This window comes from Actinospica acidithermotolerans (assembly GCF_018139625.1).
GTDB classification, from domain to species: Bacteria; Actinomycetota; Actinomycetes; order Streptomycetales; family Catenulisporaceae; genus Actinospica; species Actinospica acidithermotolerans.
Map to the genome: position 1 here is coordinate 1 of NZ_JAGSOH010000057.1, position 21,808 is coordinate 21,808.

The following is a 21,808-nucleotide window of genomic DNA, read 5'->3' on the forward strand; positions in this document are numbered from 1 at the left end:
TGCGGCCGAAGCGCCGGAACCCGCGCCAACGCCTCAGCCGCCGTCGACGCCTCACCCACCACCTCGAACTCCCCCTCAACCTCCAACAGATCCTTGATACCCCGGCGAACCACCTCGTGATCATCCAGCAGGAAGATCCGCGCCGGGGCGTCGGAGGTGCGCGGCTGCGGGTTCGGCGTCTGCGTCATGAGCACACGCTAGAACCAGCGGTCCGGCTTCGCGCAGGGCCGAAGGTCCCGAGATCCGGCGGGCCCAGGCCCGGGCCGAAGGGCCGCGAGAAGGCGCGACCGAGGGCCCGGGCGGAGCCCGCGCGGCGGGTGGATGGTTTCGGTGCACAGCGAAGACGCGCACGTCACCGAGACCCGGCCCGGCAGGTGCCGGACCAACCGAAGGGACCCAACCACCATGCTGCACGCCGCCCGCTCCCTCGTCCGCTGGCTCGCCGCCCTCACCGGCGCGGCCCTGCTCGTCGCCGGCCCGATCATGATCGGCGTCGGGATCTCCGGACAGCACCAGGTCACCGACCAGCTCACCGCCCAGCAGATCACCTTCCCGGCCAGGGGCTCCGCCTCGCTGCCCGCCGCCGAGGCCGGCTACGCCGGACAGCTGGTCACCACCGGACCCCAGGCCAAGGCCTTCTCCGACATGATCGAAACCCACATCAAGGAGGCCACCGGCGGCAAGACCTACAGCCAGGTCTCCGGCGCGTACATGGCCGCCGCGGCCGACAAGAGCACCCCCGCCGCCACCCTCGCCACGCTCGCGAACCAGCGCCAGACCGCCTTCATGGGCGAATCCCTGCGCGGCTCGCTCCTGTCCGCCTACCAGGCCTGGGAGGTCACCTACCTCGTCATCGGCCTCGGCATCGCCTTCACCGGCATCGGCGCCGTCACGCTGTTCGGCGCGGCCGTCGCCCTCGCCACCGCCCGCCGCAGCCGGAAGATCACCGTCCCGGACACGGCGGCCGCTCTCACCGAGCCCGGCCTGAACGTGTAATGGCCCGTGCAAAGACCGGCACAGCGGCCCGCGCCGATCGGCGCGGGCCGCTCGCGCGTGCGCGGGGTAGCCTTCTGACGTGGCTGTCGACCTGGTGTTGTTGTCGCGGGTGGCCTATCGGGGGCGGGAGATCGCAGGGTCCCGGTTGGGCGGCCTGCTCGCGTTGCTGGCGGACGAGCCGGGTGCAGGGTGCAGCACGTCGCGGCTGGTCGAGAGGCTGTGGACGGACGCGATGCCCGAGCATCCGACGCGGGCGCTCCAGGTGCTGGTCTCCCGCGCGCGGGCGCAGATCGGCGGCGACACGATCGTCAGCACGCCGGTCGGCTACCGGCTGGCGCTGAGCGAGGAGCAGATCGACGCCACCGCTGTATCCGTATATGCCGCGGCCGCCGCGCGGTGCACGCAGGCCGGCGACCAGACCGGAGCACTGGCTCAGTCCGAAGCGGCCCTAGCCCTGTGGGACGGCACTCCGAGCAGTGAGTTCGCACTCGGCGACCCGCTCTCCGAGCTGCGCGCGTCCCGTGCGGCGACGTACCGGTCGCTGGTCCGCGTCCGCGCGCTGGCGCTGAGCGCGCTCGACCGGCGTGCCGAGGCGGCCGAGACGCTCAATGAGCTGATCCGCGAGAATCCGCGCGACGAAGAGGTCCTGGCGCAGCTGCTCCTGCTGGAGGCCGCGACGCTCGGCCCCGCGGCCGCGCTGACGAGGTACGACGCGTACCGCCGCACCCTTCGTGACGAGTTGGGCAGCGATCCGGGCCCGGACATGCAGCGGGTCTACCGCCAGTTGCTGGAGAGCGAGCGGCCGGTCGTACGCCGCGGCATTCCGCACGCGCCCAACGAACTGCTCGGACGCGGCGACGACATCGCCAAGGTGCACGACCTGCTGCGCACCTCGCGCGTCGTCTCGATCATCGGTCCCGGAGGCCTCGGCAAGACGCGCTTGGCGTACGCCGTCGCCGGCGCAGTGGGGCAGCGCGTAGTCCATCTCGTCGCTCTCGCGGCCGTCACCGCCGACGCGGACGTCCTCGGCGAGGTGTCGTCCGCGCTCGGCGTCGCGGAGCGCGGGCCCGCGGCGGCCGGACCGCGCGCCGTCGCGACGGATCCGCTCACCGGCATCGTCAACGCGCTCGGACCCGGCCCGGCGCTGCTCGTGCTGGACAACTGCGAGCAGGTCATCGACGGTGCGACGGAGCTGGTCCGCGACCTGGTGGCCAGGAGCGCGGAGCTGCGCGTGCTCACGACGAGCCGCACCCCGCTCGGCCTGTCGTCCGAGTCCGTGTACTTGCTGCCCGAGCTGAGCCTCACGACGAGCGTCGAGCTGTTCCGCCAGCGCGCGAGCTCGGCTCGGCCGGGCGTCGAGCTGTCCGAGGAGCCGGTGCGCGACCTCTGCCGCCGTCTCGACGGACTGCCGCTCGCGGTGGAGCTGGCCGCGGCACGCGTGCGCGTGATGTCAGTGGCCGAAATCGCGCGACGGCTCGGGGACCGGTTCACGCTGCTGCGCGGCGCCGCGCGGGACGCGCCGGAGCGCCATCGCACCCTGCACGCGGTCATCGACTGGAGCTGGAACCTGCTCACGCCGGACGGCCGGGCGGCGATGCGCGTCCTGTCTGTCTTTCCCGGCGGATTCACGGCCGAGGCGGCGCGGAACGTCCTCGGCCGGGACGGCGCCGTGGACGTGCTGTGGGTCCTGGAGCAGCTGGTGGACCAGTCGCTCGTCCAGGCGCTCGACACCGCCGCGGGGACGCGCTTCCAGATGCTGGAGACCGTGCGCGAGTTCAGCGCGGCGCGACGCGCGGAGGCGGGCGAGGGTGAGGCGGTCGTCGAGCGGTTCCTCGCCTGGGCGCGGGATCTCGCCCTGGCCCACCACGAGGCGATGCTCGGCACGGACGTGGTCACCTCGGCGGCCCTGGCCAGGGACGAGCAGGAGAACCTGCTGCTGGCGCTGCGTCTCGGGCTCGAGCGCGAGGACGGCCCGTCCGTCGTCGCCGCGGCCGCCCTGCTCGGTGCACTGTGGATGTTCGAGGTCGACTTCGCGCGCCTGACCTCGCTGACCGGCCAGACCGCGGGCATGCTCTCCCGGCTGCGGCCGGAGCCGGAGTACGTCGAACTCGCCAGGACGGCCGTCGTGCTGGCCGTCGTCAGCGCCATGATCCTGCAGCACCCCGCCGCCGCGCGGACGCTGGTCGCCCTGCGGCATCTGCCGCCGGCCGCGCCGGACACCGCGGCGCGGGCGATCTGGGCCGTCTTCGCCGCCCTCGTCGAGGCGCGCGACGAGCCGTTCGCCGCGCTGCACATGCTCTGCGACAGCGACGAGCCGATGCTCGCGGCCATGGCGAACATCGTGGCCAGCTTCATGTGGCAGAGCGTCAACGACCCGGACAGCGCGCTGAAGGCCGCGCGGCGCACCCTGGCCGCGTTCGAGGGCAGGCCGTACCCGTGGTTCAGGGTCATGACGCACAGCCGGATCGGCGAGCTGTGCCTCGATCTGGGCCGCGGCGACGAGGCGCACGAGCACTTCGCCGCGACGCTGGCGGTCCTGGCCGAACTGCCGGGCCTCAACGCGTTCGAGAACGGGTCAAGCGCGGCCCGCGTCCGGTCCGCGATGGTGCTGGCCAACCTCCAGCGCGGTGCCGTCGCCGAGGCCGAGCACTGGCTGGAGTTGACGGTGCGCGAGGACGGCGAGGAGGCCGCCGGCCTGCCGACGTTCGTCCTCGTGGCCCGCGCGGAGATCCTGCTCGCGCGCGGCGAGGTCGATGCGGGCCTGGCGCTGTGGAGGCAGGCTGCCGACGCGCTGCGCGACCCGCGCAACCGGGCGCTGAACGAGAAGGCGTACGCCGTCGAGAGCTGGACGCTGGAGGTGGAGGCGATGGCCGTGATCGCGCACGCGCAGCACGGCCGGCTGCACGAGGTCGGCGGGCTCTGCGGCCGTCTGCCGCGCGGCGCCGCGGCGCTGCTCCGGGAGCGGATCGGCAGCCCGGCGGCCTCGTACTCCGACAACCCGATCATCGGGACGATGCTGGTGGCCCTGGCCGCGCTCGACCTCGAGCGCGGGCAGCGGACCGGGGACGCGGCGGCGACCGGCTCCGGCGCGCGGATGATCGCGCTCGCCGAGAGCCTCAGGTTCCACAGCGGTTTCCAGCCGACCATGTCCGCGGGCCGGATCCGCGGGCTCGTCGGGACGGCCGGCAGGCCGGCGTACACCGAAGCGGTATCGGCGTACACCGGCCTGGACTGGAACGAACTGCGGGCCGCCGTGTCCGCGGCCCTGCTGGCCCGCGATCACGATCGCGAGCACGTCAGCGGGCCGCGCTCCGCTTGAACAGGGACACCGACCAGAGGAAGCCCGCGACGGCGAGCCCGAGGCACCAGGCGACGGCGATGAACCCGCTGTGCCCGATCGGCGTGCCCAGCAGCAGGCCGCGCAGGGTGTCGATGACCGGGGTGAACGGCTGGTTGTGCGCGAACCAGCGCACCGCGACCGACATCGTGGCGGTCGGCACGAAGGCGCTGCTGATGAACGGAAGCAGCTGCACGAGGAGTGCGAACCCGCTGGTGCCCTCGACGCTGCCGGCGGCCAGCCCGACCGCGACGGCGAGCCAGCTCAGGGCGAGGGTGAGCAACGCGAGCAGCCCCGCCGCACCCAGCCACTCGAGGACGGTCGCGTTCGAGCGGTAGCCCATCAGCAGCGCGACCCCGACGAGTACGACGGCGCTCACCATCGTGCGGATCAGCGCTCCGACGACGTGGCCGGTCAGCACGGAACTGCGGGAGATCGCCATGGTGCGGAATCGGGCGATGATGCCCTCGGTCATGTCCCTGTTCACCGACTGCGAAGTGGTCGAGGCGCCGTAGCCGACGGTCATCAGCAGGATGCCGGGCACCACGTAGTCGATGTACCTGCCGCCGCTCGGCACCGAGCCCGCGCCGAGCGCGCCGCCGAAGACGCCGACGAACAGCAGCAGGAGCATCGCCGGAACGCCGAGGGCCACGATCAGGGTCACCGGGTAGCGCACGGTGTGCAGCAGACTGCGCTTGAGCATCGTCGCCGAGTCGCGCGCCGCGAAGGTAAGAGTGCTCATCGTCCGGACTCCTTCTGCACGAGGTGGTTCTCAGTGGTCTGGTCATCGTCGTCCGCGGTCTCGCCCGCGGTCTCGTTCGCGGTCTCTCCCGCCTCGGCGGCCGGGCGGCCGGTGAGGGCGAAGAAGACGTCGTCGAGGTCCGGCGTGTGCACGGAGAGCGCGTCGACCTCGATCGCGGCCTCGTCGAGCCGGGTGAGCAGCGCGCGCAGGGCGCCGACCCCGGCGTCGCCGGGCACGTTCAGGAACAGCTCGCCCTCGCGCGAGGAGCCCGCGAGCAGCCGCTCGGCCGAGGCCGCCCGCGCCTCGTCGGGGAACTGCAGCCGGATGTGGCCGCCGGGAACGCGGCGCTTGAGCTCGGCCGGGGTCCCGCTGGCGACGATCCTGCCCTGGTCCAGCACCGCGATCCGGTCGGCGAGCTCGTCGGCCTCGTCGAGGTACTGGGTGGTCAGGAAGATGGTCACGCCGCGGTCGACCAGGTCGCGCACGATCTGCCACATGGTGCGGCGGCTGCGCGGGTCGAGGCCGGTGGTCGGCTCGTCGAGGAAGATGATCTTCGGCTCGCCGACCAGCGTCATCGCCAGATCGAGGCGGCGGCGCATGCCGCCGGAGTAGGTGGAGGCCCGTCGGTCGGCGGCGTCCACCAGGTCGAAGCGCTCCAGCAGCTCGGCGGCGCGCTCGCGCCGCCGGCGGCCGGGCAGGTGGTGCAGGTCGGCCATCAGCAGCAGGTTCTCCCGGCCGGTGAGCAGGCCGTCGACCGCGGAGAACTGCCCGGTGACGCCGATCGCCGAGCGCACGGCCGCGGACTCGCGCACCGGGTCGTGCCCGGCGACCCGCAGCGTGCCGCCGTCGGCCTCGATCAGCGTGGACAGGATGCGCACGGCCGTGGTCTTGCCGGCCCCGTTCGGGCCGAGCAGGCAGAAGACAGTGCCCTCGGCGACGCTCAGGTCGACGCCGTCCAGCACGGCCTTCTCCCCGAAGGACTTACGCAGCCCGGCTGCCGTGATCGCCGGGCTCGGCGCAGCGGTGTTCATGACTCTCCCTCCGTGTCGCGACCGGTCGGCCGCGACAGGCACCAGAGTGCGCTCGGGCGGATTCACCGCCGTTTCACGCCGCTTTCACGGCCCCGGACGCGGTGAAAGCGGTCACACCTCCGGGCCTTCCGGGATGCACGAGCCCGCGCCGGGCGCGAGCCTGGGAAGTGGAGGGAGTGCCGATGACGCAGGGAGTGCCGGACCCGGAGAGCGGTTCCTCGTCGCCTCCCGCCGGACGCCTGCTCGTCCTGCGGACCGCGGCACGCACGCTGGCGGTCATCGCGGGCCTCGTCGTCGCGTACTACAAGCTGCCGATGGACAAGCCGTTCGACGGCGCCTACGCGGTGGGGCTCGTGCTCGGCCTGGTCGGCGTCGCCGTGCTGCTGGCCTGGCAGATCCGGGGGATCGTGAACTCGCCCCACCCGCGCCTGCGCGCGGTCGACGCGCTCGCCTCGACGCTCACGCCGTTCCTGCTGATCTACGCGGCGGCCTACTACCTGATGGAGCGGAGCAATCCCGCCGACTTCACGCAGCTGCTGACGCGGACGGACGCGCTCTACTTCACCGTGACCACGTTCAGCACGGTCGGCTTCGGCGACATCACCGCCCACACGGAGGCGGCCCGCGTCATCGTGATCACCCAGATGATCGGCGACCTGCTGCTCGTCGGCCTCGCGGCCCGCGTCGTGGTCGGCGCGGTCCAGGAAGGCATGCGACGGCGGGTCGAATAGCCGATCCCGGGCCGAACCGGGTCGTAGACCGGCGCGTGTAGGGCATGACGGAGTCAAACACAAGTCTTGGACGGACCCGCCGGGGTTTTCTAAGGTGCTGTCGCCAGCCCTGCCGACTTCCCACGATCGGCAGGACACGATCGAGACCCACCGAGGAGGGCTCGAACCATGACAATGCACATCGGAGTGCCCCGGGAGCGCCTTGCCGGCGAGACACGCGTGGCGGCGACGCCGCGTACCGTCGAGCAGTTGAGCGCACTCGGATACGAAGTGGTCGTCGAGGAGGGCGCGGGAGCACTCTCGTCGTTCCCCGACGAGGCGTACGCGGCGGCCGGAGCGCGCATCGGCGAACCGGAGGAGGTCTGGGCGGCCGACGTCGTGTTCAAGGTGAACGCGCCGGACGCCGCGGAGATCGAGCGGCTGCACGAGGGGGTCACCCTCGTCTCCCTGCTCGCGCCCGGCCTGAACCCCGAGCTCGTCGAGACGCTCGCCGCGAAGCCGATCACGGCGCTCGCGATGGACGCCGTGCCGCGCATCTCGCGCGCGCAGTCTCTGGACGTGCTCAGCTCGATGGCGAACATCGCCGGGTACCGCGCCGTGATCGAGGCGGCGCACGTGTTCGGGCGCTTCTTCACCGGACAGGTCACCGCCGCCGGCAAGGTCCCGCCGGCCAAGGTGCTCGTCGCCGGAGCGGGCGTCGCCGGGCTCGCCGCGATCGGCGCGGCGAGCAGCCTCGGGGCGATCGTCTACGCCACCGACCCGCGCCCGGAGGTCGCCGACCAGGTCAAGTCGCTCGGCGGCGAGTTCCTGGCCGTGCAGTCTGCCGAGGCCGAGGTCAGCTCCAGCGGCTACGCCAAGGAGATGTCGCAGGACTACAACGCCCTCGCCGCGCAGCTCTACGCCGCGCAGGCGCCCGAGGTGGACATCATCGTCACCACGGCGCTCATCCCGGGCCGTCCCGCGCCGCGCCTGATCACCGCGGACATGGTCGCCTCCATGAAGTCCGGCAGCGTCATCGTCGACATGGCGGCCGCGCAGGGCGGCAACGTCGAGGGGACCCGCGCGGGCGAGGTCGTCGTGACCGGCAACGGCGTGACCATCATCGGCTACACCGACCTCGCCGGCCGGCTGCCGGCGCAGGCCTCGCAGCTGTACGGCACGAACCTCGTCAACCTGATGAAGCTGCTCACGCCCGCCAAGGACGGCGAGCTCGTGCTCGACTTCGACGACGTGGTCCAGCGCGGCATCACGGTCGTGCACCGCGGCGAGAAGATGTGGCCGCCGCCCCCGGTCCAGGTCTCGGCCGCCCCGGCCGCGGCCGCCGCCGCACCGGTCAAGGCGGCGCCCGAGAAGAAGAGGATGTCGAACACCCGCAAGCTCACGCTCACCGGGATCGGCATCGCGGCGCTGTGGCTCGTCAACGCGTTCGCGCCGCAGCCGCTGCCCGAGCACTTCACGGTCCTGATGCTCGCCACCGTCATCGGCTACTACGTCATCGGCAAGGTGCACCACGCGCTGCACACGCCGCTGATGTCGGTCACCAACGCGATCTCCGGGATCATCGTGGTGGGCGCGCTGCTGCAGATCGGCAACGGCAGCACGGTCATCAGGGTCCTGTCGTTCGTGGCGATCCTGCTCGCGTCCATCAACATCTTCGGCGGATTCGCCGTGACCCGCCGCATGCTCGGCATGTTCTCGAAGGGCTGACCCGTGACCGCTCAGAGCATCGCCGACGCCGCGTACATCATCGCGGCGCTGTTGTTCATCCTCACCCTGGCCGGGCTCTCGAAGCACGAGACCTCGCGGCAGGGCATCGTCTTCGGCATCGCGGGCATGGCCGTCGCGCTCGCCGCCACGGTCGGCGTGGCGGTCCAGAACGCCGCCGCCATCGCCGTGACGCTGCTGTTCGTCGCCGTCGCGTGCGGCGCCGTGATCGGCCTGTGGCGGGCCCGGATCGTCGAGATGACCGGGATGCCGGAACTCATCGCCCTGCTGCACAGCTTCGTGGGTCTCGCCGCGGTGCTGGTCGGCTGGGACGGGTTCTTCTCCGTCGAGAACAACGCCGGCCAGACCGAATTCGCCGGCTCCCTGCTGCACATCCACCACGCCGAGGTCTTCATCGGCGTGTTCATCGGCGGCGTCACCTTCACCGGCTCGATCGTCGCCAACCTCAAGCTGTCCGGGCGGATGAAGTCCGCGCCGCTGATGCTGCCCGGCAAGAACTACCTCAACCTCGGGGCGCTGGCCGCCTTCGGCATCCTGACCGGCGTCTTCGTCGGCTCCCCGGACCTCGGCCTGCTGATCGCCGTCACCCTCGTGGCCCTCGCCCTCGGCTGGCACCTCGTGGCCTCGATCGGCGGCGGCGACATGCCCGTCGTCGTCTCGATGCTCAACAGCTACTCCGGCTGGGCCGCCGCCGCGTCGGGGTTCCTCCTGAACAACAACCTGCTGATCGTCACCGGCGCCCTCGTCGGCTCCTCCGGCGCGTACCTGTCGTACATCATGTGCCAGGCGATGAATCGCTCGTTCATCTCCGTCATCGCCGGCGGCTTCGGCATGGAGGCCCCGACCAGCTCGGACACCGACTACGGCGACTACCGCGAGGTCAACGCCACCGAGGTGGCCGCGCTGCTGACGAACGCCAAGTCGGTCGTCATCACCCCCGGCTACGGCATGGCCGTGGCCCAGGCCCAGTACCCCGTCGCCGAGCTGACCCAGAAGCTGCGCGACCGCGGCGTGGACGTCCGCTTCGGCATCCACCCGGTGGCCGGACGGCTCCCCGGCCACATGAACGTGCTGCTGGCCGAGGCCAAGGTGCCGTACGACATCGTCCTCGAGATGGACGAGATCAACGACGACTTCGCCGACACCTCCGTCGTCCTCGTCATCGGCGCCAACGACACCGTCAACCCGGCCGCCGCCGAAGACCCCGGCTCCCCCATCGCCGGCATGCCCGTGCTGCGCGTGTGGGAAGCGGCCGACGTCGTCGTCTTCAAGCGCTCGATGGCTGCAGGCTACGCCGGCGTCCAGAACCCGCTGTTCTTCCGCGACAACGCCCAGATGCTCTTCGGCGACGCGAAGAGCATGGTCGAGGAGGTCCTGAGGGCGATCTGACGGCCGTTACATCGCCAGCACGTTTCGAGGCACGCTCCTGGACGACGGTGGTCCGGGGGCGTGCCTCGGTCGTCGTGGAGCGGCGGTGGCCTCAGGTCGGCGGCCGAGGTTCGGCGTGCTGTCGCATCCCGTCCCCCGCCGCTCAATTCGGCTTCGCGGTCGGGTAGCGTCCGATGCATGGATGCTCCCGCCACAGCCGTCCGCGCCCTCGACGAGACCGCCGCCGGAAACGCCGAGGTCGTGCTTCGCTACCTGCGCGTTTTCGAGACCAGGCAGGTGGAGGAGTTTCAGCACATCGTGGCGGAGGACGTGCACGTCCACGGCGCGGGGAGCCACGTGCGGGGCCGCGCCTACCCGGAGAGCTCGGTTCTTTCGCCCGGTCTCTCCAACTGCCGGGTGAAGGTCGACGACCTGTTCGCCGCGGGCGATCGCGTTACGGTTGCCGCCACGCTGACCTACCTGCACGACCGTTCTGGCCACGAGGCGACGATGTCGGTGTGCAAGACATACCGGCTCGACGGCGGGGTGATCGTCGAGTTCTGGGGCGAGACAGACCTCCACGGCTTTCTGCGTCAGCTCGGGCTTGCTCCGGCCGTGATTCCAGACTTCTGATTCCGAGGGCCTTCCATCGGCCTTTGGGCTGAAATCGCGGGCGGAACCGCCGCGCAGGGGGACGCAGGTCGGGCACAAGCAAACCGCGGGGTGCGAAAATCGCCCCGAGACCCCAGCCGCCACCCTGAGCCCCGGCAGTCGCATCCCGCCTGGTCAGGCCGCCGCGCCGTACCAGCGGAAGGTCGGACCAATCCGTTCGCCTGCCGGCGTCGAACACTCGGAAGAACAGTCCGAGTGGAGGGCGAAGGGAGCGGGCGAGCGGATGGCACCGGTGGAGGACGGCGTGGAGCGGACCCCGGCCGCGGCAGGGCGGCCGCGGATCGCGGTGGTGGGCTCGGGCGTGGCCGGGCTGACGGCCGCGTATCTGCTGCAACGGCGGTACGACGTGCTGCTGTTCGAGGCGGACGACCGGCTCGGCGGGCACGCGCACACCCACGACCTGGCCGACCCGCGGGCCGGGGCGCTGGCCGTGGACAGCGGGTTCATCGTGCACAACGAGCGGACGTACCCGAACCTGCTGCGGCTGTTCCGCGAGCTGGGGGTGGCCACGCAGGAGACCGAGATGTCGATGAGCGTGCGCTGCCTGGGCTGCGGCCTGGAGTACGCGGGCGCGAAGGGGCCGCGCGGGGTCTTCGCCCGGCCGGGCAGCCTGGCCGACCCGCGCTTCCTGCGGATGATCGGCGAGATCAGGCGCTTCCACCGGCACGCGCGCAGGCTGCTGGCCGACGGCTCCGAGCTGCGGGAGGCCGTGGTCGGCACCACGCTCGGGCACTTCCTCGAGCAGGGCGGGTACTCGCGCTACTTCGCCGACCACTTCCTGGTGCCGCTGGTCTCGGCGGTCTGGTCGACCGGCCCCGAGCTGGTGCTGCGCTACCCGGCGCGCTACCTGTTCGAGTTCCTGGACCACCACGGCATGCTCAGCGTCACCGGCTCCCCGCGCTGGCGGACGGTGGTCGGCGGTTCGCGCACGTACGTGGAGCGGGCGGCGAAGGGCTTGTCGGCGGTCAACGTCTCGACTCCGGTGCGCGCCGTCCAGCGCGGCGCTTCGGGCGTGACGTTGTGGGATGAGTCCGGGACGCGCCACGAGGCGGACGGCGTCGTGCTGGCCACGCACCCTGACCAGGCGCTGCACATGCTCGCGGACGCCTCCCGGGACGAGAGCGCCGTTCTGGGCGCGATCACGTACTCACGCAACGAGACGGTTCTGCACACCGACGCTTCGGTACTCCCCCGCAGGTCAGCCGCGCGGAGCTGCTGGAACTACCTCGTTCCGCACTGCGGCACGCCGATGGGGCCGAGCACCGAGCGCGCGTTGGTCACCTACGACATGAATCGCCTCCAGCGCTTCGACGCCGAAAAGGACTACCTGGTCACACTGAACGCGACCGATCTGATCGACCCAGCGCAGGTGCTCACTCGGATGGTCTACGAGCACCCCGTCTATACGCCCGAATCGGTGGCGGCGCAGGCCCGCCTGCCCGAGCTGACGACGGCGCGGACGGCGTATGCGGGCGCGTATCACGGCTGGGGATTCCACGAGGACGGATGCGCGTCGGGCGTCGTGGCGGCGGCGGCCTTCGGCGTGCGGTGGTGAGGCGCATCGTGACGGCGCCACGCATCTACGACTGCACGGTTCGGCATGTGCGGACGCAGCCGGTGCGCAACGATTTCACCTATCGGACCGTCATGTGGCTGGTCGACCTCGACAATCTTCCGCGCATCCCGCGCGCCCTCCGCGCGCTCGCCGGGTTCCGAGCGGCCGACCACGTCGGCGATCCGGCGCTCAGCCTGCGGCGCAACGTGGACGCGTACCTTGCGCAGGAGGGGATCGATCTGCGCGGCGGACGCGTCCTGATGCTCGCCGCGGCGCGCTCACTCGGGCACGTATTCAACCCGCTGACCGTCTATTGGTGTCATCGGGAGGACGGCGCGCTCGCCTGCGTGATCGCCGAGGTGCACAACACCTACCGCGGCAGGCACCGGTACCTGCTGCGGCCCGACGAGGCGGGGCGTGCCGAGGCGGAGAAGGATTTCTACGTCTCGCCGTTCTTCCCGGTCAGCGGCCGGTACCGGATGTCCGTGCCCGTGCCCGGCGACGAGCTGGCGCTGAGCATCCGGTACCAGCCGCCGGGCGCGGCCCCGTTCGCGGCCGTGCTGCGCGGCCGCGGCAAGCCGGCCACCACACGGACAGTGCTGAGCCACGCGCTCCGCCAGCCGTCCCCGACGCTGATCGCCGCAGCGCGCATCCGAATGCAGGGAATCAAGCTCTTTTTGAGAGGACTGCCCGTCGTGCCCCGTGAGAAGGAAAATCCCGCCACCGCGCCGGCCGCCGTCGCCGGGCGGATCTCCCGGCTCTACCAGCGGCTGACCGGCGCGCGCGAGCTGCCGATCGGCGTCCGCGCCTGGGACGGCAGCCACGCGGGCCCGGACGGCAAGCCGACGCTCGTGCTCGACTCGCCGCGCGCGCTGCGCCGCCTGGTCTGGGCGCCGAACGAGCTCGGACTCGCGCAGGCGTACGTCACCGGGGAACTCGACGTGGAGGGAGACGTGGCCGAGGGGCTGCGTCGGGTGTGGGCGAGCGTGCGCCCGGAGACACGTCCGCCGCGCATCGCCACACCGGGCAACGCGGCGCGGCTGCTGGCCGGCGCGGTCCGCCTCGGCGCGATCGGCCCGCGTCCCGCTCCCCCGCGCTCGCAGGCGCGCGTGCGCGGAGGGCTGCACACGCCTGCCCGCGACCGCGCGGTGATCGCGCACCACTACGACCTCTCGAACGACTTCTACGCGCTCCTGCTCGACGAATCGATGGCGTATTCGAGCGCGTACTGGAGGTCGGATGCACCCGGCTACACGCTGGAAAACGCCCAGCGCGACAAGCTTGACTTGATCTGCCGCAAGTTGGAGCTCGAACCCGGCATGCGGCTGCTCGACGTCGGCTGCGGCTGGGGCGGGCTGCTGATGCACGCGGCCGAGCACTACGGCGTCACCGGAGTCGGGCTCACGATCTCGCGCCAGCAGGCCGCGTTCATCGCCGACCGGCTGGCGCGGCGAGGCCTGGCGGGCCGGGTCGAGGTGCGCATCCAGCACTTCCGCGAGTTCGTCGAGCCGCACGCCTTCGACGCCGCCGCGTCGATCGAGATGGGCGAGCACGTCGGCGCCGAGGCGTACCCGGCCTACGCGCGCATGGTGCACACCTCGCTCAAGCCCGGCGGCCGCGCGCTGATCCAGCAGATGTCCCGCGCGGCGGACGCGGCACCCGGCGGCGGGCCGTTCATCGAGTCCTTCATCGCGCCCGACATGTGCATGCGTCCGCTCGACGAGACCGTCGTGCAGTGGCGCGCGGCCGGTTTCACGCTGCTCGACACGGAATCGCTGCGTGAGCACTACGCGCGGACGGTCGACGCCTGGCGGTCGAAGCTGGAGGAGGCGTGGCCGAGGGCGGTCGAGCTGGTGGGTGAGGAGACGGCGCGGGTGTGGCGGTTGTACCTGGCCGGCGGACAGCTCGCCTTCGAGCAGGGCCGGATGGGCGTTGACCAGATTCTTCTGACGAAAGCGAGCCATGTCGAACACTGATCTGAGCGCTTGGGCGGTCGGCCTGCCGGTCACGGCGGCCACGTCGCTGGCGCTTTTCACGGTCTTCTTCGCGATCGGAGCGCGAACCAAACGGCATCGGGTGGTGGACGTGGCGTGGGGACTGGCGTTCACGGCTGTGGCGCTGGTGGGCTTCGCGCTCTCCTCCGGTCACGGCGATACCGGTCGCCGGGTTCTCGCGCTGGCACTGACCGCCGTGTGGGGCCTGCGGCTGGCCGCTCACATCGGCTCGCGCTCGCGCGGCAAGCCCGAAGACCCGCGCTACGAGAAACTGCTCTCCAAGGCCCCGGGCTCAGCGCTCTGGTATGCGTTCACGCACGTCTACCTGCTCCAGGCCGCCCTCGTCTGGTTCATCTCGCTGCCGGTCCAGGTCGCGCAGTACGGTCGCGGCACGCTGGGCCCGCTCGCCATCGTCGCGATCGTGCTCTGGCTGATCGGCTTCGTCTTCGAGGCCGTCGGCGACTGGCAGCTCACGCGCTTCAAGGCGGATCCAGCGCATCGCGGCAAGCTGATGAAGACCGGGCTCTGGCGCTACACGCGTCACCCGAACTACTTCGGCGACGCGTGCGTCTGGTGGGGCCTCTTCCTGCTCGCGGCCGACCAGTGGGCGGGGCTGTGCACCATCGCCTCGCCCATCGTCATGACGCTGCTGCTGACCGCGGGCAGCGGGATGCGCCTGACGGACCGGCACATGGCCGACACCCGTCCGGAGTACGCCGAATACATGCGGCGCACCAGCGGTTTCATCCCGCTGCCACCTCGTCATGCCCGCTCCTAGCTCGTAGGTCGTAGGTCGTAGCTCGTAGCTCGTAGCTCCTGGCTCGTAGCTCCTAGATCCCGGCTCCTAGCTCCCAGCTCCCAGGCTGGGAGCTAGGAGCTCTCAGGCCTCGAGGGCGGCGACCATCACCGGCAGCGTCGTCGGCTTGACGCTTCCGCCACTCGGCTCAATCGTCATACCGACGGCGGTCTCGCCGGCCAGTCCCTCGACGAGCAGCGGATGGTTCGGCGTGGACTCCATCAGGCCGACGGAGCGCGCCGCACCCGTGGCCGTCATCAGCCACAGCTGGTAGATCTTGCCCGACGGCGCCGACGCGACCCCGGTGAAGCTCACCGCGACCTCGTTGCGGCTGCGCGAGTCGACGACCAGGGCGGTGCCGCCACCGGTGACCGGCACGCGGGTCGCTGAGGCGTCCGGCGCGGCGAGCAGCTGCGAGATCTGCGTCGACTGCGCGTTCAGGGCGTTGATCTGGTTCTGCTGGTCGGCGACCCGCCAGCCGAGCCCGGCCACGACGAGCGCGAGCACGGCGGCGATCGCCCAGGCCGCGCGCCTGCGCTGCGCACTGCCGCGCTGGGCCGGGACCGCGGCCTGCGGCTCCTGCGCGTGCGGGTCGGTGAGCGGCGGGTCCTGCCGGGTGACGCGGATCCGGGCGTCGACCGCGTCCTTGAGCGAGGCCGGGGGCCGCGTGGCCACGGCGTCCGCCATGACGGCGCCGACCTCGCGCAGCTCGCGGACCTCCGCCGCGCACTCCGGGCACTGGGCCATGTGCTGCTCGAACGCGGCACGTTCGCCCTCGCCGAGGGCGTCGCACACGTACGCGCCGGTCAGCGTGTGCACATCCGCTTCCGTCATGCTCGTCACCTCCCCACCCCCAGGCAGTCGCGCAGCCGGGCGAGCCCGTCGCGCATCCTCGTCTTGACCGTGCCAAGCGGCGCGCCCAGAAGCTCCGCTACCTGCTGATATGTATACCCGCTGTAATACGCCAGGGTCACCGACTCGCGCTGGAGGTCGGTCAGGCCGCCCATGCAGCGGCGCAGTCGCTGGCGCTCCAGCCGGCCCTCGACCGCCTCGGCCACGTCCTCCTCGGGCAGCATCGGCGCGGTCTCCCGCGCGTTGCGCTCCTGCCGGTCGGCCGCCGCCTGCTCGGCCCGGACCCGGTCGACCGAGCGCCGGTGCGCGATCGTCATCACCCAGGCGCGCGCCGAGCCGCGCGCCGGATCGAACCTGCTCGCCTGCCGCCACACCTCGACCAGAACCTCCTGCGCCACCTCCTCGGCCTGCGCCGGGTCGCGCAGGATGCGCGTGGCGAGGCCGTAGACCGGGCCGGAGATCTCCGCGTAGACGTGGTCGAACGCGTCCTGCCGACCGAGGCTGACCCGGCGCAGCCACACGTCGAGCCCCTCCGGTTCCGCGCCGGGCGCCTGGCTCGCGGCGTGCAGCGGTTCCCGGCCGGTCATCCGCGCTCTCCCATCGTCGCCGGAGTCGGCGGCTCAGTCTTCTTCGACAAGGTCATGCCGCCTATTCGGAGCCGTTCTGGATTCGGATTGGTCGACCAGGCACGCCTCGAGCGCGGCGTCGAGCGAGGTCAGCACGAAGGGCACCGGCGGTCGCGCGCGCAGCCAGCCGGGTCCGGCGGGCAGGGTCGCGCTGCGGGCGCGCGCACCGGCCGCAGGCAGGCAGGCGGGGTCGGCGGTGGCGGCGGTCTGCGACCAGACCAGGACGCGGGACGGCTCGATGCGCCGCACGGCCGCGCGCAGGGCCTCGGTCGGGACCGCCGCGCCGAGCATGCAGACGGGCACGCCGCGCCGGCCCAGCTCCGCGCCGAGCACCTCCAGCGGCAGGTGATGCCACTCCCCCGGCGCGGCAGCCAATATCACCGCAGGTCGGCGGGATGCGCGGGCGCTCGTCAGCGCCGGGCGGAACCGGTGCAGCGCGGCGGCGACGCACCACGAGAGCATGTGCTCGACCTCGACGTAGCGCCCCGAGCTCTCGCTCCACTTGCGCCCGACGGCCAGCAGCGCGGGCGCGATCGTGTTCTCCCAGGCGCCGACCACGCCCTCGCGCTCGATCGCGGCCTCGATCAGGTCGAGCACCTGCGCCGTGTCCAGCCGGATCGCGCTGCGGGCCAGTCCGCGGGCCGCCGCGCTCCCGGTCCGGCCGACCGGCAGGGTGTGGCCGCCGCCCGATCGGGACGAAGGCGCCGGGAGCGGCGGATCGGCCGCCTCGTACCCGGCGAGGACGGCGCTCGCGGCCTCGGGCGCGGCGGCGCCGGAGCCGACCAGGCGGCAGAAGCGCTCGAGCCGTTCCATGTCCGCGGGCGAATACCTGCGGTGCGCGCCGGGCACGTGCTCGCGCGGGCCGAGGCCGTAGCGCGTCTCCCAGCTGCGCAGCGTCTCGACAGCGACGCCCAGCCGGCGCGCCGCGGCGCCGATCGTCAGCGCCGGGGCCGGCGGTGCTGGTGCGGACATCGACCCAACCTTTCGCAATAATCTATGCAGAAACTATGCAACTTGCATTCCATGGTAACGCAGAGGATTCTTATGCGCACCCGGAGGAAAGGATCCGTCCGCGATGACCGCGCTGCTCTGGTTCCGCCGCGACCTGCGGCTGCACGACCACCCCGCGCTGCGCGCCGCGATGGAGAACGGCGAGCCCGTCCTGCCCGTCTTCTGCCTGGACGAGCGCCTGCTGCACGGACGCCACTCCTCCGGGGCACGGACGCAGTTCCTGCTCGAGGCACTCGCGGACCTCGGGCAGGAACTGTCAGAAGCCGGCTCGCGGCTGATCGTGCGGCGAGGACGTCCCGAGGACGTCCTGCCGCAGCTCGTCCGCGCGACCGGCGCGAGCCGCGTCCACTACACGCGGGACCTGACCCCGTTCGCACGGCAGCGCGGCCGGGGCGTCGCGGCCGCGCTGAAGGACTCCGGAGCGCAACTCGTCGCGCATCCGGGTGTGTCGGTTGTCGAGGACGCGACGGCGGTCCGCACCAAGGCCGGGGCGCCGTACACCATGTTCACGCCCTTCCACCGCACGTGGGAGCTGGCGCCCAGGCGCAGGCCCCTGCCCACGCCGCGGAACATGCCGCCGTGCCCGGACGTCGAGTCGGAGCCGCTGCCGGGCCTCGAAGAGCTCGGCCTCCGGCAGGAGGTGACAGCCCCCCAGGTCGGCGGCGAGAGCGCTGGCGTCGCGCGCATGAAGTGGTTCCTCGCTGGTCCGATCGAACACTACGGCCGCAACCACGACGCGCTCGACGTCGACGGCACGTCCAAGCTCGGCGCGTACCTGCACCTCGGCTGCATCTCGCCGCGTGCGCTGGAGGCCGCGCTGCCGTCCGCGGCCGGTGCCGACGCGTACCGGCGGCAGCTGTGCTGGCGGGACTTCTACCATCACGTCCAGTACCACCGCCCCGAGAACGCGCGCCTGGAGCACCAGGAGCGCTACCGGGGGACCCTGGAGTGGCCGGGCGACGAGCGGCTGTTCGTCGCGTGGGCCTCAGGCCTCACGGGCTATCCGCTGGTGGACGCGGCGATGCGGCAGCTGCTGAAGGAAGGCTGGATGCACAATCGAGCCCGGATGCTCGCCGGCTGCTTTCTGACCAAGCAGCTCGGCGTCGACTGGCGGCGCGGCGAGGCGTTCTTCATGCGGATGCTGCTCGACGGCGACCAGGCGAACAACAACGGCAACTGGCAGTGGATCGCGTCCGTCGGCGTCGACACGCAGCCCGTCTACCGGCGCCTGTACAACCCCACACTGCACCAGCAGCGCTACGACCCGAACGGGCGATACATCCGCCAGTACGTGCCCGAACTACGGAGCGTGCCGACGCGCTACATCGCCGAGCCGTGGCTGATGCCGATCGACGTCCAGCAGTCCTCACAGTGCACCATCGGAGTGGACTACCCGGAGCCCATCGTCGACCTGCGCGAGGCTCGCGAGAAGGCGCTGGCCCGCTACGGCGCCGCAGTCGAGCCCTGAGACCGGGACTCCACGAGAGCGGCGAACTTCCGCAGCGAGTGCAGCACGCCGAACTCGAACAGCGGGCGCACGAGCATGAAGCCGATCGCACCGAGCTCGCCGCCGGGAATGTCGAGGTCCTCGAACCAGGTCAGCGTCGAGCCGGCGGCCGGGTCTGCCGCCTGGACGATCTCGAACGCGCCGGTCCCGCGCACGACCTTGCCGGTGTGCCAGACCTCGCACCAGGACGGCGGCCGCCACTCGGTGACCTCCATCGTGTCCAGGAAGCCGAAGCGGCCGAAGCCCGTGAACGCCTCGATCCGGCCGCCGACGCCCCGGCCGTCGCCGTCGACGGTCCGCACGGTGGTGGCCGTCATCCAGGCGCTCTGCGACTCCCAGTCGGTCAACGCCGTCCACACCGTCTCGGCGTCGGCCTGCACGCGGATGCTCACGGAGACCCGGTTCATACGCATCGGCAGACTCTCCTCGGTTTCTCGGGATTCTCGGGCTGCTCGGGGTTCTCGGGGCCGCACAGGGATTCCGCTCACGCGACGACGACCACGAGGCTCTCGTACCCCGAGGCGCCGGAGGGATACGGTCCGGCCTGAGCGCTCGGCTGATACGCGCCGGAGTCGTCGGCGGCGCGCACCTGGAGCGAGTGCGTGCCCGGCGTCGCGGCCCAATCGTACGTCCACTGCCGCCAGGTGTCCGGGTTGTCGGCGGCCGCGAGATGCGCGTCCTGCCACGGTTGGTCGTCCACCTGGACCTGCACGGATGCGATGCCGCGGTCGGTCGCCCAGGCGATGCCGGCGACGGTGACCGGCCCGGCATTCAGGTGAGCGAAGGGCCGGGGCACGTCGATGCGCGACTGCGTCTTCATCGTGCCGATCCGCGCGTAGCCGCGCTGCACCCAGTAGGCCTGCTCGGCGGCGAACGTGGTCACGTGCAGGTCGGTGACCCACTTGCAGGCGGACGCGTACCCGTAGAAGCCGGGCACCAGCATCCGGGCCGGGAAGCCGTGCGCGATCGGCAGCGCCTGGCCGTTCATCGCGACCGCGAGCAGCGCATTGCGCCCGTCGAGCACCGACGCGAGCGGCGTGCCGATCGTCATCCCATCCGCCGACTGCGCGATCAGCTGGTCCGCTCCGCTGCGTACGCCGGCGGAACGCAGCAGGCTGGGCAGCGACGCGCCGATCCATCGCGCGTTGCCCACGTACGGGCCGCCGACCGGATCGGAAACGCAGGAGACTGTCATGTCGTGCTCGTGCAGCGGCTGCTTGAGCAGGTCGGCGAATCCGAGCTCGATCGGCCGGTCGACCATCCCGTGGATGCGCAGCGTCCACGAATCGGGACTCACCTGAGGCAGCACCAGGTCCGTGTCGACGCGGTAGAAATCGTCGTTGGAGGTGAAGAAGGGGCTCAGGCCCGCGACGTCCGGGTGCACTCCCGCCGGCAGCGCAGGCGCCGGGTACGCCGGCTTCGGGATGCGCACGGCGGCACGCGCGGCGGAGACGTCGTAGCGCCGGCTTGAGATCAGGTTCGCGCCGAAGCCCACGGCCGCCGAGCTTGCGGCGACGGCACCGGCGGTGACGAGGAACGTGCGGCGGCCGGCGGCCGGCTCGGCCTGCGGCTCGACCTCCGCCGCTGGTTGCGCCGGGGCCGGACCGCGGAACGATCTCACCAGCAGCCGGAGCGCCGCCAACGCCGCGACGCCGCCGATCACGCTCGGCAGCGCCCACGTCCACGTGCTCTCCGGCTCGGAGACCGCCGCGGCCACACCGACCGCCGAGAACAGCACGATGAGCACCGCGCCGTACCGATAGCGCACCAGCGCGAGCACCCCGGCCAGCAGCGCGATCGCGGTCAGCATCGCGAGGATGCCAATGATCAGCATCTCCTTGTCGCGCTCGCCGAAGTGCTCGACCGCGTATTCCTTGAGCGAGGCGGGGGTGAGGTTCACCGCCGCCTCGCCCACCGCGTACACCGGCGCGCTCGACGGCCCGGTGAAGATCGCGACCGCCTCGCCCACGGCCAGTGCGACCGCGGCGGCCAGCGCGCCGGTCAGCGCGCCGGCCCCGAGCCGCGCGGCGAGTGCTCCTGCTCTGGGGCGGGCCCCCGACCACGCGGCCCGGATCGATTTCATCGATCAGCTCGCCGGCATCAGGACGGTGTCGATGATGTAGACCGTCGCGTTCGCGGTCTGCACGTCACCGCACACCACGTTCGCCGTGTTCGAGGACGAGCCGCCGGTGACGGTGAAGGACTCCCCGCTGCCGGAGACGGTCAGGTCGCTCCCCTCCAGCGTCTTGTGCGTACCGGCCAGCTCCGACGGGCTCAGCCGGCCGGAGACCACGTGGTAGGTGAGGATCTTCGTCAGCTCGGCCTTGTTCGCCAGCACCGAGTTCAGCGTGGACGACGGGATCTTCTCGAAGGCCGCGTTCGCCGGCGCGAAGACCGTGATGTTCTGCGCGTTGTTCAGCGTGTCGACCAGGCCCGCCGCCTTGACCGCGCTGACCAGCGTGGAGAGCGCCGGGTTGTTCGAGGCGGCGGTGGCCACCGGGTCCTGCGCCATGCCGGTGAAGCTGCCGGAGCCGGAGGTGGGCACGGCCGAGCAGCCCGAGCCGAAGTCCATCCCGGCGGCGGCCGCGCTCACTCCCGACGAGGCGGTCGCCGCGCTCGAGGTCGCGGCGCCGGTTCCGGAGGATGTCGTCGACGACCCGCTGGAACTGCACGCCGCCAGTCCGGCGCTCAGGGCCAGCGCGGCGACCGCGGCGGGGACCAGGCGGCGATGCGTCCGAATACCACTCATGGGTGAGTCACTCCTCGGTGATGAGAGTTCCGTGATCCTGCTTCGCCGGGCATTCGCCGCCGCGGCCGAGCCGGATTGCCCGGATCCCGCACTTCACCCGTTCGTGCCACCGGACC

At 71.8% G+C, this 21,808-nt stretch carries 19 protein-coding genes; 10 read left to right on the top strand and 9 right to left on the bottom strand.

The features are described 5' to 3' along the window. Positions 1-188, bottom strand: a 188-nt coding sequence (locus tag KDK95_RS19240; RefSeq protein WP_372463354.1) for a response regulator transcription factor, incomplete at its 3' end; no start/stop codon positions are given. Between the two features lie 217 nt (positions 189-405). Here KDK95_RS19240 and KDK95_RS19245 point away from each other — a divergent pair. Both KDK95_RS19245 and KDK95_RS19250 read left to right on the top strand, forming a co-directional pair. Continuing rightward, positions 406-996 carry a hypothetical protein gene (locus KDK95_RS19245; RefSeq protein WP_212519594.1) on the top strand — a complete coding sequence of 197 codons (591 nt, stop codon included), beginning with the start codon at positions 406-408 and terminating at the stop codon, positions 994-996. A 79-nt stretch (positions 997-1,075) separates the two neighbouring features. Continuing rightward, a complete protein-coding gene (locus KDK95_RS19250) occupies positions 1,076-4,315 on the top strand; it encodes an ATP-binding protein (protein ID WP_212519595.1) in 3,240 nt (1,079 codons plus the stop codon). On the opposite strand, the gene KDK95_RS19255 is transcribed toward KDK95_RS19250, so the two are convergent. Beyond that, the gene (locus tag KDK95_RS19255) at positions 4,293-5,075 is read right to left on the bottom strand and encodes an ABC transporter permease (protein ID WP_212519596.1); all 783 of its coding nucleotides are present in this window, start codon (positions 5,073-5,075) and stop codon (positions 4,293-4,295) included. The two genes, KDK95_RS19250 and KDK95_RS19255, sit on opposite strands and share 23 nt — an antisense overlap. Further along, positions 5,072-6,106, bottom strand: coding sequence for an ATP-binding cassette domain-containing protein (locus tag KDK95_RS19260; protein ID WP_212519597.1), 1,035 nt, complete (start codon positions 6,104-6,106; stop codon positions 5,072-5,074). Before KDK95_RS19260 ends, KDK95_RS19255 begins: the two co-directional genes overlap by 4 nt. A gap of 182 nt (positions 6,107-6,288) precedes the next feature. Here KDK95_RS19260 and KDK95_RS19265 point away from each other — a divergent pair, with 182 nt between their 5' ends. The 7 genes from KDK95_RS19265 (at position 6,289) to KDK95_RS19295 (ending at position 14,929) form a co-directional block, all read left to right on the top strand. Next, entirely contained in the window at positions 6,289-6,837 is a 549-nt protein-coding gene (locus KDK95_RS19265; RefSeq protein ID WP_212519598.1) for a potassium channel family protein, read from the top strand. A gap of 174 nt (positions 6,838-7,011) precedes the next feature. Continuing rightward, positions 7,012-8,544 (top strand): Re/Si-specific NAD(P)(+) transhydrogenase subunit alpha, encoded by a 1,533-nt coding sequence (locus KDK95_RS19270; RefSeq protein WP_212519624.1) that lies wholly within the window; start codon positions 7,012-7,014, stop codon positions 8,542-8,544. A 3-nt stretch (positions 8,545-8,547) separates the two neighbouring features. Continuing rightward, complete coding sequence (gene pntB / locus KDK95_RS19275) at positions 8,548-9,951, top strand: Re/Si-specific NAD(P)(+) transhydrogenase subunit beta (RefSeq protein ID WP_212519599.1); 1,404 nt, start codon at positions 8,548-8,550, stop codon at positions 9,949-9,951. Between the two features lie 177 nt (positions 9,952-10,128). Then, positions 10,129-10,563: an ester cyclase gene (locus tag KDK95_RS19280; protein ID WP_212519600.1), complete on the top strand. Its 435-nt coding sequence runs from the start codon at positions 10,129-10,131 to the stop codon at positions 10,561-10,563. A gap of 262 nt (positions 10,564-10,825) precedes the next feature. Continuing rightward, the gene (locus KDK95_RS19285; protein ID WP_212519601.1) at positions 10,826-12,157 is read left to right on the top strand and encodes an NAD(P)/FAD-dependent oxidoreductase; all 1,332 of its coding nucleotides are present in this window, start codon (positions 10,826-10,828) and stop codon (positions 12,155-12,157) included. An 8-nt stretch (positions 12,158-12,165) separates the two neighbouring features. Continuing rightward, entirely contained in the window at positions 12,166-14,133 is a 1,968-nt protein-coding gene (locus tag KDK95_RS19290; RefSeq protein ID WP_307844464.1) for a DUF1365 family protein, read from the top strand. Continuing rightward, the gene (locus tag KDK95_RS19295; RefSeq protein WP_212519602.1) at positions 14,120-14,929 is read left to right on the top strand and encodes a DUF1295 domain-containing protein; all 810 of its coding nucleotides are present in this window, start codon (positions 14,120-14,122) and stop codon (positions 14,927-14,929) included. The genes KDK95_RS19290 and KDK95_RS19295 overlap by 14 nt, the downstream gene beginning before the upstream one ends. A gap of 102 nt (positions 14,930-15,031) precedes the next feature. Here KDK95_RS19295 and KDK95_RS19300 read toward each other — a convergent pair whose 3' ends face one another. The 3 genes from KDK95_RS19300 to KDK95_RS19310 are packed head-to-tail and all read right to left on the bottom strand — an operon-like array spanning position 15,032 to position 17,397. After that, the gene (locus tag KDK95_RS19300; protein ID WP_212519603.1) at positions 15,032-15,781 is read right to left on the bottom strand and encodes an anti-sigma factor; all 750 of its coding nucleotides are present in this window, start codon (positions 15,779-15,781) and stop codon (positions 15,032-15,034) included. 5 nt (positions 15,782-15,786) lie between these two features. Further along, positions 15,787-16,386, bottom strand: coding sequence for an ECF RNA polymerase sigma factor SigK (gene sigK, locus KDK95_RS19305; protein WP_212519604.1), 600 nt, complete (start codon positions 16,384-16,386; stop codon positions 15,787-15,789). Positions 16,387-16,419: 33 nt separating this feature from the next. Continuing rightward, a complete protein-coding gene (locus KDK95_RS19310) occupies positions 16,420-17,397 on the bottom strand; it encodes a MerR family transcriptional regulator (RefSeq protein ID WP_212519605.1) in 978 nt (325 codons plus the stop codon). Positions 17,398-17,500: 103 nt separating this feature from the next. Here KDK95_RS19310 and KDK95_RS19315 point away from each other — a divergent pair, with 103 nt between their 5' ends. After that, on the top strand, positions 17,501-18,904 hold the full coding sequence (locus KDK95_RS19315) for a cryptochrome/photolyase family protein (RefSeq protein WP_212519606.1): 1,404 nt from the start codon (positions 17,501-17,503) through the stop codon (positions 18,902-18,904). Here the strand turns inward: KDK95_RS19315 and KDK95_RS19320 are convergent. The 3 genes from KDK95_RS19320 to KDK95_RS19330 form a co-directional block, all read right to left on the bottom strand. Continuing rightward, entirely contained in the window at positions 18,880-19,356 is a 477-nt protein-coding gene (locus tag KDK95_RS19320; RefSeq protein ID WP_212519607.1) for an SRPBCC family protein, read from the bottom strand. The genes KDK95_RS19315 and KDK95_RS19320 overlap by 25 nt on opposite strands. A 71-nt stretch (positions 19,357-19,427) precedes the next feature. Further along, positions 19,428-21,026, bottom strand: coding sequence for a molybdopterin-dependent oxidoreductase (locus KDK95_RS19325; protein WP_212519608.1), 1,599 nt, complete (start codon positions 21,024-21,026; stop codon positions 19,428-19,430). Between the two features lie 3 nt (positions 21,027-21,029). Next, positions 21,030-21,692, bottom strand: coding sequence for a fasciclin domain-containing protein (locus tag KDK95_RS19330; RefSeq protein ID WP_212519609.1), 663 nt, complete (start codon positions 21,690-21,692; stop codon positions 21,030-21,032). Positions 21,693-21,808 lie beyond the last annotated feature (116 nt).